This is a genomic window from Kribbella sp., from assembly GCF_035687465.1.
Taxonomy (GTDB): Bacteria; Actinomycetota; Actinomycetes; order Propionibacteriales; family Kribbellaceae; genus Kribbella.
This window is the reverse complement of record NZ_DASRXP010000618.1, coordinates 1-6991: the sequence shown is the minus strand read 5'-3', so window position 1 is coordinate 6991 and position 6991 is coordinate 1. Positions and strand designations below refer to the sequence as shown.

Sequence of the window (6991 nt, the reverse complement as noted above, 5' to 3'; positions counted from 1 at the left end):
CAGTACTGAGTCTGTCCGCTCCTGACGAACCAGCACTGGAGCCTTAACTGAAGTAGTGCTCGTCTGCCAGGCGGACTCGTCGGAGCGGGCCAGGCCGACGACCGAGTGGCCGTGCTGAAGGGATGTCACTCGATGACATCGCTAGGATCAGGCGGTATGGCGCGATGGGAACCGGACGCGGCGGGACGGCTGCGAGAGGCGGCGATGGCGCTGTACGCCGAGCAGGGCTACGACGGCACCACCGTGGCCGAGATCGCGGACCGGGCCGGCGTGACGGCGCGCACGTTCTTCCGGCACTTCGCGGACAAGCGGGAGGTGCTGTTCGCCGGCTCCGAGTCACTCGAGCGGTGCATGGTCGACGCGCTCACCGCGGCCCCTCGCTCCGCGGGACCGATGGACGCCATCGCCAGGCCGTCGTCGGGGCAACGCCGGAACTTCGCGAGCGGGAGTTCATCAAGATGGCGTCACTCGTCGCGGCCTTCACCGAGGCCCTGCGGCAGCGAGGCGTCGAGCCGGACGTCGCATCCCTCGCGGCGGAGACCGGCATCACCGTCTTCCGGGTCGCCTTCGAGCGCTGGGTCGCCGCCCCGGACGACGCGGACCTGGCCAAGATCATGCGCACCACGCTCGACGACCTCACCGGCCTCACCGCCTCTACCGGTTAACTGCAATCCGCTCTGGGTGGCAGCCGCAGTCTTGCTCCGTTGACTGAACCTGGCCGTGCTTCGGCGCGTGTTGGAGGTATCGAAGCATCAACGGAACAAGGAGAAATCTCGAGATGAAGCGGTTCGCTTTAGTTGTCGGCACAGCTGTACTCGGACTGTCCACGCTGGCCGCCTGTGGCAACAATGGTTCCACTGCCGCGCCGGCGCCTCAGACCACCCCGGCGCAAAGCACTCCCAGCATGGCGCCGGCCGCTGCCGGGGCGGCCAAGTTGTCCACGGCGACGGTCGGCAACCTCGGCAAGATTGTTGTCGACGGCACCGGTCGCACGCTCTACGTGTACGACCTCGACACCTCGAAGCCGCCGAAGTCGAACTGTGACGGCTCCTGCGCGACGGCCTGGCCGCCACTGCTGGCCGGTTCCGGAACGCCGCAGGTGAGCGGGATCTCCGCCTCCCTGGTCGGTACCGTCACTCGGTCGGACGGCACCAAGCAGGTGACTCTCAACGGATCGCCGCTGTACTACTACGCCAACGACGCCAAGGCCGGCGACGCGACCGGTCAGGCTGTCGGCGGGATCTGGTGGGTCGTCGGTGCGAACGGCCAGAAGATCACCACCAAGGCCGCGTCGACCAACACCTCGGGAAACTCCGGCTACTGATCGATGAGCCGGTCACGGCTTTCCACCACGGCTGCCGGCGGCGCCAGGGAAGCGCTGCACAGGCTCGGTCACGGCACCCTCGAGCCGCAGGAGTTCCTGTCCGAGGTCTCGGCCGTCGTTCGTCGCACGGTTCCCCATGACGTGTCCGGGTGGATGACACTGGACCCGGACACGCTGCTGTCCACCGGCACGCTGGTGACCGAGAAGTCGCACGAACTCGATCGCGCCTTGTGGCGTAACGAAGTACTGCAGGACGGCGAGGTGCACAAGCTGGCCGAGCTCGCGCACCGGCGGTCGCCCGTCGTCGCGTTGAGCGATCTCGATGACGCGACCGCGGCGAACAGTCCGCGCGTTCAGCAGATCCTTCGCCCGGCCGGGATCGGCGAGGGATTGCGGGCCGTACTGCGCACTGGCGGATCGACCTGGGGACACGGCGCGATCTACCGGGAACTCGGTGCTCCCGACTTCGACCCCGACGAGCGGACGTTCCTGGCAACGATCTCCGAGGACATCGGGGAGGGGTTGCGACGGAGCCTGGCCCGCCGGCCAGTACCCGGTGATGCCGCGGTTCTCGTCCCAGGTGTCGTGGCCTTCGACGCTCACACCCGGCTCGTCTCGGCAACAGCCGAGGCGAGACGGCTGATGGCGTTGATGCCGGGTGATGCGACCTCGACGCTTTACGCCGTAGCGATCGGGGCCGGCCTGCGTGACCGCGCAGCGGCGCGGGTGCGCCTGAGCGACGGCCGGTGGTTGCTCGCCCAGGGCGGGCGAATGCACGGCGCCCCGAACGAGCACCTGGGCGTGACCGTCACGCTCGTGCAGGCCCCAAGAGCTGACCTCACGTCGTTGCTGCTGCGCCTGCACACACTCAGCGCACGGCAGCGCGAGGTGGCCGAGCTGCTCCTGAGCGGTCCTCGGACCGATGAAATCGCCGCGCGGCTGCACATCTCGCATCACACCTTGCACGATCACATCAAGGCGATCTTCGCCAAGCTAGGAGTCCAGGGCCGCGCCGAACTGATGGCCCTGGTCGCGGACTAGTTCCCCCAGGTAGGGGATTATCCAAGCCCGCTTGACGATCGAGGATTTCAACTGAAAGGTTCCGCGCCGGCCGAGGCCGGCACAGCCCGAAGGAGAAACAGGAAACATGATCGGAAAGCTTCTACCCCGAGTAGCGCTCGCAGCCGCCGCCGTCACGTCGGCCGCGCTCGTCGCCACCGGATCCGCCGTCGCCGCGCCGTACCACCGCCCCGCGCCGGTGCATGGTGTGACCCAGACGAACCTGGTGTCCGACCAGCCCGGAAAGGCCCAGCTCACAGACCCGAACCTGGTGAACCCGTGGGGGATGTCTCGTGCCGCTGACTCGCCCGTCTGGGTCTCCGACACCAATACGGGCGTCTCGACGCTGTACTCCGGTGCGGTGAACGGGAGCCCTGTCGTGGCCGCACCCGCCGGCAAGCAGTTGATCGTCAAGGTGCCCGGTGGCCCGGTCACCGGCCAGACCTCGAACAGCACGACGTCCGGTTTTGTGGTTCCCGGCACCAAAGCGTCGGCCAACTTCATCTTCGCCACCATCGGCGGAACCATCGCCGCCTGGAATGGCGCGGCCGGCACTCAGGCCGTCACAGTCGCCAAAACTCCCGGGGCTCTCTACACCGGCCTGACCGAGGTATCGAGCCCGTTCGGTCCGCTGCTGCTGGCGGCGAACTTCCACAACAACAGCATCGATGTCTTCAATTCCTCGTTCCACAAGATCAACGCGGCCAGCATGTTCCGTGACCGGTCCCTGCCGCGCGGCTACGCGCCCTTCAACGTGCAGGTCCTCGGCAACGCTGTCTACGTCACCTTTGCCAAGCAGGACGCGGACAAGCAGGACACCGCGGACGGCGCTGGTCACGGCTTCGTCGACCGGTTCACGACGATCGGCACGCACGCGCAGCGCGTCGGGTCCGCCGGCGCACTGAACTCACCGTGGGGCTTGGACATCGCACCGCACGGATTCGGGAAGTTCTCCGGCGACCTGCTCGTCGGCAACTTCGGTGACGGCACGATCCACGCCTACAACCCACACACCGGCCGGTTCCTGGGCGCCCTCACGGACACCCACGGCCACGTGATCAAGATCGAGCGGCTGTGGAGCCTGCTGACCGGTGACGCCGCGGCCGGTGGGTCGAACGCGATCTGGTTCAGCTCCGGTCCCGACGCCGAGCAGCACGGCCTGCTGGGGATCCTGACCGCCCGCTGACGAAACTCGCTGGTCCCCGGGCACCCCGGGGACCAGCGGCGCCGAACGATGAGGAGTTGAAGTGCGGAGTTACGAGTACGTGGTCGTCGGTGCTGGTACTGCGGGTTGCGTGCTGGCGGCACGGTTGTCGGAGGACGGCGTACGGGTGTTGCTTCTCGAGGCGGGTGACGCGCAGCCGCTGGAGTTGATGGCGGTCCCGCCCGCCTGGCCCAGCCTGATGGGATCCACTGCTGACTGGGCTGATGAGACCGTGCCTCAGCGTGCGACTGGTACGAGCGTGGCGTGGCCGCGCGGCCGCGGGCTGGGCGGGTCCTCGTCCATCAACGCGATGAACTTCGTGCGCGGGCATCGAGCCGGCTACGACGCCTGGGCCGCCGCCGGCGCCAAGGGGTGGGGCTTCGACGACTTGTTGCCGGCCTTCAAACGCAGCGAACAGACCGAAGGGCGAGATCCCGTACTGCGCGGTCTCGGCGGCCCGCTGCGACCAGGCCCCGCCGTCCAGCGGCATCCCATCGCTGAGGCCGGCCTGAGGGCAGCCGAGCAAGCTGGTTTCCCGATGGCGCGGGACATCAGTGGCGGCGTGGAAGAGGGCTTCGGATTCTGCGACTTGAGCATCGTCGACGGCCGGCGCCAGAGCGCGGCGGACGCCTACCTCACCCCTGCTCAGAACCGGCCGAACCTGGAGGTGGTCACCGATGCACTGGTCAGTCGGCTGCTGATGGACGGCGACCGGTGCAGGGGTGTGGAGTACCAAGTCGGTGCCGAGACATTCGTCGCTGAAGGTACTGCGGAGGTCGTGCTCGCCGCGGGCACCATCGGAACACCGCAACTGCTGATGCTGTCCGGGATCGGGCCGGCGGATCACCTGGATGACCTGGGGATCGAGGTGGTTGCGGACCTACCCGGCGTCGGTGCGAACCTGCACGACCATCCGATGTGCGGCGTGGTCTACCAATCGAGGCGGTCTGTGCCGCCCGGGGTCAACAACCACGGCGAGGTCCAGGGTCTGCTGAGCACCGGGATCGGTGGGCACGGCCCGGATGTGCAGCTCATGGTCGTGGACGTTCCCCTGCGCGCGGACTCCTTGCCGGGCCCGGACATCGGTGACGGCTACGCGATCATGGTCTCGTTGATGGCGCCGTACAGTCGCGGTTCGGTGCGCTTGGCAAGCATCGACCCAGGTGCGCATCCGGTGATCGATCCCGCGTACTACTCCGACGAGCGTGATCTCGACATCGTGCTCGCGGGACTCCGCATCGCCCGCGAGATCGGCGCTGCGCCCGCCCTGCGCGAGTGGTGCGGCGGCGAAGCGCTACCGGGACCGGAAATGCAGGCCGAGGAAGAGCTGCGGAGCTACATCAAGACCAACCTCCGCAGCTACTCGCACTACGCCGGAACCTGCGCCATCGGTACCGACGAGCGGTCCGTGGTCGACACAGACCTCCACGTGCACGGCATCAGCAACCTCAGAGTCGCCGACGCGTCCGTGATGCCCTCACCGATCTCCGCCAACACCAACGCGACTGTCTACGCGATCGCCGAGCGAGCAGCGGAACTCATCCGCTCGTAGCTAACTAAGGGAGTCAACATCATGAGTAAACGTCCGTGGGTCGTCGTTGTCGGTGTGGTGGTGGTCCTGCTCGGGCTGCTCTTCACGCTGCAGGGCACCAACATCATCAGCGGCAGCGCGATGAGTGGTACCACCACCTGGTCCGTGGCCGGCCCGATCATCATCGTGATCGGACTGTTCGTGGCCGGCGCCGGCCTCAGAGGACGACGCCGTTGAGGTGCCCGGTGCTGGACATCGACGATGTACTACGAGGACCAGGGCGACGGCACCCCGGTCGTCTTGCTACATGGCAACCCGACCTCGTCGTACCGACCACGCCCGCTACCTGGACGCCTGGTTCGAAGACTCCCGAACTCCGTCCAGCGCACCTTGAGCGAGGACGAGCTCAATGCCTACCGAGCGCCGTTCAAAGAGCGGGTCAACAGGCTGCCGACCCTCGCCACGGCAGGCCCGCCGACGTCGTGAGAAGAGTCGAGAACTACGACACCTGGCTCGGGTCCGCCACCGAGGTGCCCAAGCTCCTGCTCACCTTCGACCCTGGCGCGATCATGACCCCCTCGACTATCAGGTGGTGCCAGGATCACATTGCCGCCCTCGAGGTCGAGCACCTCGGTGCCGGGATCCACTTCGTCCCCGAAGACAACGGACCGGCCATCGGCATCGCCATTGCCAACTGGCGGGAGCGGCTCGGACTGGTCAAGGAACCCGTCCAGGTAGCGGGCCCCGCAGGTCAGCCGGCCCCGACGATCGAGGAGAACAGATGAGCACGGTCCCTGACCCTACGAGTGTCCGCCGGCCGGAGATGATCGACGGCCAGGAAGCGAGCACGGTCTTCCTGAAGCCGCTGATCACCTCTCCGAAGATCGAGGTCGGAGAATTCACCTACTACAACGACACGGACGATCCGACGCTCTTCGAGACCAGGAACGTGCTCTACACAGCCGGTCCCGAGAAGCTGATCATCGGCAGGTTCTGCGCGATTGCCATGGGGGCCAGGTTCCTGCTGTCGTCCGCGAACCACCCGATGATGGGCTCGACAGCCTTTCCGTTCTTCATCTTCGGTGGCACTTGGCTTGAGCAGACCGCGGAGTTCCTCCCCAGGATCCACAGCCGCGGCAACACGGTGATCGGGAACGACGTCTGGATCGGCCGCGACGCAGTCGTCATGCCCGGCGTCACCATCGGCGACGGCGCCATCATCGCGGCCGGAGCGATGGTCGTCTCGGACGTCGCCCCGTACACCACAGTCGGAGGCAATCCAGCCAAGCCTCTCAAGAAGCGGTACTCCGACGAGGACATCAACCGCTTACTGCGAATCGCCTGGTGGAACTGGCCCGTCGACGTCATCACCGACCACGTCCGCACCATCTGGACCGGCACCCCCACCGACCTGGAACAGGCAGCCAAGGAAGCAGGCCTACTGGACTGACAACTCAACTCCCGATCCACCGGAGAAGGGCCATCAGCCCGCCCGCGCCTGCCGTTAGCCCACGCCAATCACCAATCGGGGGATCTGTCGTAGGTCTGGTGTAGCTGGGACCAGACGGCACGTCAGGAACGGCGACGGCGGTCATCGACCCTTCAGTGCTCGAGATCCGGTCACCCGACCGACCGGATCTCCACTGACCACCCGAGCAACGAGATGCCCGCACCGGCGCACCGCCACTGGCCAAGCCGCCGCACCCCTGGCCCGCAGCAAGCCAACGAGTGGCTTGCCCGCAGCTGACCAACCGCCGACCCGCCACCCCACACCTCCCACCTCGCACCACCCCACCGCGCACCGCCACCGCGCACCACCGCACCCACCGTGCACCGCACCACCGCTCACCACCACGCACCCCACCGCGCACCG

The 6991-nt window shown here is 67.1% G+C and carries 10 protein-coding genes and 1 pseudogene; 10 read left to right on the top strand and 1 reads right to left on the bottom strand.

Translation table 11 applies throughout. The features are described from left to right. Positions 1-132: 132 nt before the first annotated feature. Positions 133-267: pseudogene (locus tag VFG33_RS32775) on the top strand (TetR family transcriptional regulator); the annotation flags it as partial. Here the strand turns inward: VFG33_RS32775 and VFG33_RS32770 are convergent. Then, entirely contained in the window at positions 228-368 is a 141-nt protein-coding gene (locus VFG33_RS32770) for a hypothetical protein (protein WP_325056875.1), read from the bottom strand. The pseudogene VFG33_RS32775 and the gene VFG33_RS32770 sit on opposite strands and share 40 nt — an antisense overlap. Positions 369-458: 90 nt before the next feature. On the opposite strand from VFG33_RS32770, the gene VFG33_RS32765 reads away from it, so the two are divergent. From VFG33_RS32765 to VFG33_RS32725, 9 genes are all read left to right on the top strand, one after another. After that, complete coding sequence (locus VFG33_RS32765; protein WP_325056874.1) at positions 459-665, top strand: hypothetical protein; 207 nt, start codon at positions 459-461, stop codon at positions 663-665. A 113-nt stretch (positions 666-778) separates the two neighbouring features. Further along, positions 779-1324, top strand: coding sequence for a hypothetical protein (locus VFG33_RS32760; RefSeq protein WP_325056873.1), 546 nt, complete (start codon positions 779-781; stop codon positions 1322-1324). A gap of 3 nt (positions 1325-1327) precedes the next feature. Next, complete coding sequence (locus tag VFG33_RS32755) at positions 1328-2365, top strand: helix-turn-helix transcriptional regulator (RefSeq protein ID WP_325056872.1); 1038 nt, start codon at positions 1328-1330, stop codon at positions 2363-2365. Between the two features lie 106 nt (positions 2366-2471). Beyond that, entirely contained in the window at positions 2472-3569 is a 1098-nt protein-coding gene (locus tag VFG33_RS32750; RefSeq protein WP_325056871.1) for a TIGR03118 family protein, read from the top strand. A 61-nt stretch (positions 3570-3630) separates the two neighbouring features. Then, complete coding sequence (locus VFG33_RS32745; RefSeq protein WP_325056870.1) at positions 3631-5139, top strand: GMC family oxidoreductase; 1509 nt, start codon at positions 3631-3633, stop codon at positions 5137-5139. Positions 5140-5160: 21 nt separating this feature from the next. Next, entirely contained in the window at positions 5161-5355 is a 195-nt protein-coding gene (locus VFG33_RS32740; protein WP_325056869.1) for a hypothetical protein, read from the top strand. A gap of 24 nt (positions 5356-5379) precedes the next feature. After that, entirely contained in the window at positions 5380-5604 is a 225-nt protein-coding gene (locus tag VFG33_RS32735; RefSeq protein WP_325056868.1) for a hypothetical protein, read from the top strand. Further along, positions 5601-5903, top strand: coding sequence for a hypothetical protein (locus VFG33_RS32730; protein WP_325056867.1), 303 nt, complete (start codon positions 5601-5603; stop codon positions 5901-5903). Before VFG33_RS32735 ends, VFG33_RS32730 begins: the two co-directional genes overlap by 4 nt. Next, entirely contained in the window at positions 5900-6568 is a 669-nt protein-coding gene (locus VFG33_RS32725; protein ID WP_325056866.1) for a CatB-related O-acetyltransferase, read from the top strand. Before VFG33_RS32730 ends, VFG33_RS32725 begins: the two co-directional genes overlap by 4 nt. The last annotated feature ends 423 nt before the right edge of the window (positions 6569-6991 follow it).

Bases quoted from the DNA above. Each gene is read 5' to 3' on its own strand.
- VFG33_RS32725 (WP_325056866.1), top strand. From the start codon at position 5,900: ATGAGCACGGTCCCTGACCCTACGAGTGTCCGCCGGCCGGAGATGATC.
- VFG33_RS32740 (WP_325056869.1), top strand. From the start codon at position 5,161: ATGAGTAAACGTCCGTGGGTCGTCGTTGTCGGTGTGGTGGTGGTCCTG.
- VFG33_RS32735 (WP_325056868.1), top strand. From the start codon at position 5,380: ATGTACTACGAGGACCAGGGCGACGGCACCCCGGTCGTCTTGCTACAT.
- VFG33_RS32750 (WP_325056871.1), top strand. From the start codon at position 2,472: ATGATCGGAAAGCTTCTACCCCGAGTAGCGCTCGCAGCCGCCGCCGTC.
- VFG33_RS32765 (WP_325056874.1), top strand. From the start codon at position 459: ATGGCGTCACTCGTCGCGGCCTTCACCGAGGCCCTGCGGCAGCGAGGC.
- VFG33_RS32760 (WP_325056873.1), top strand. From the start codon at position 779: ATGAAGCGGTTCGCTTTAGTTGTCGGCACAGCTGTACTCGGACTGTCC.
- VFG33_RS32755 (WP_325056872.1), top strand. From the start codon at position 1,328: ATGAGCCGGTCACGGCTTTCCACCACGGCTGCCGGCGGCGCCAGGGAA.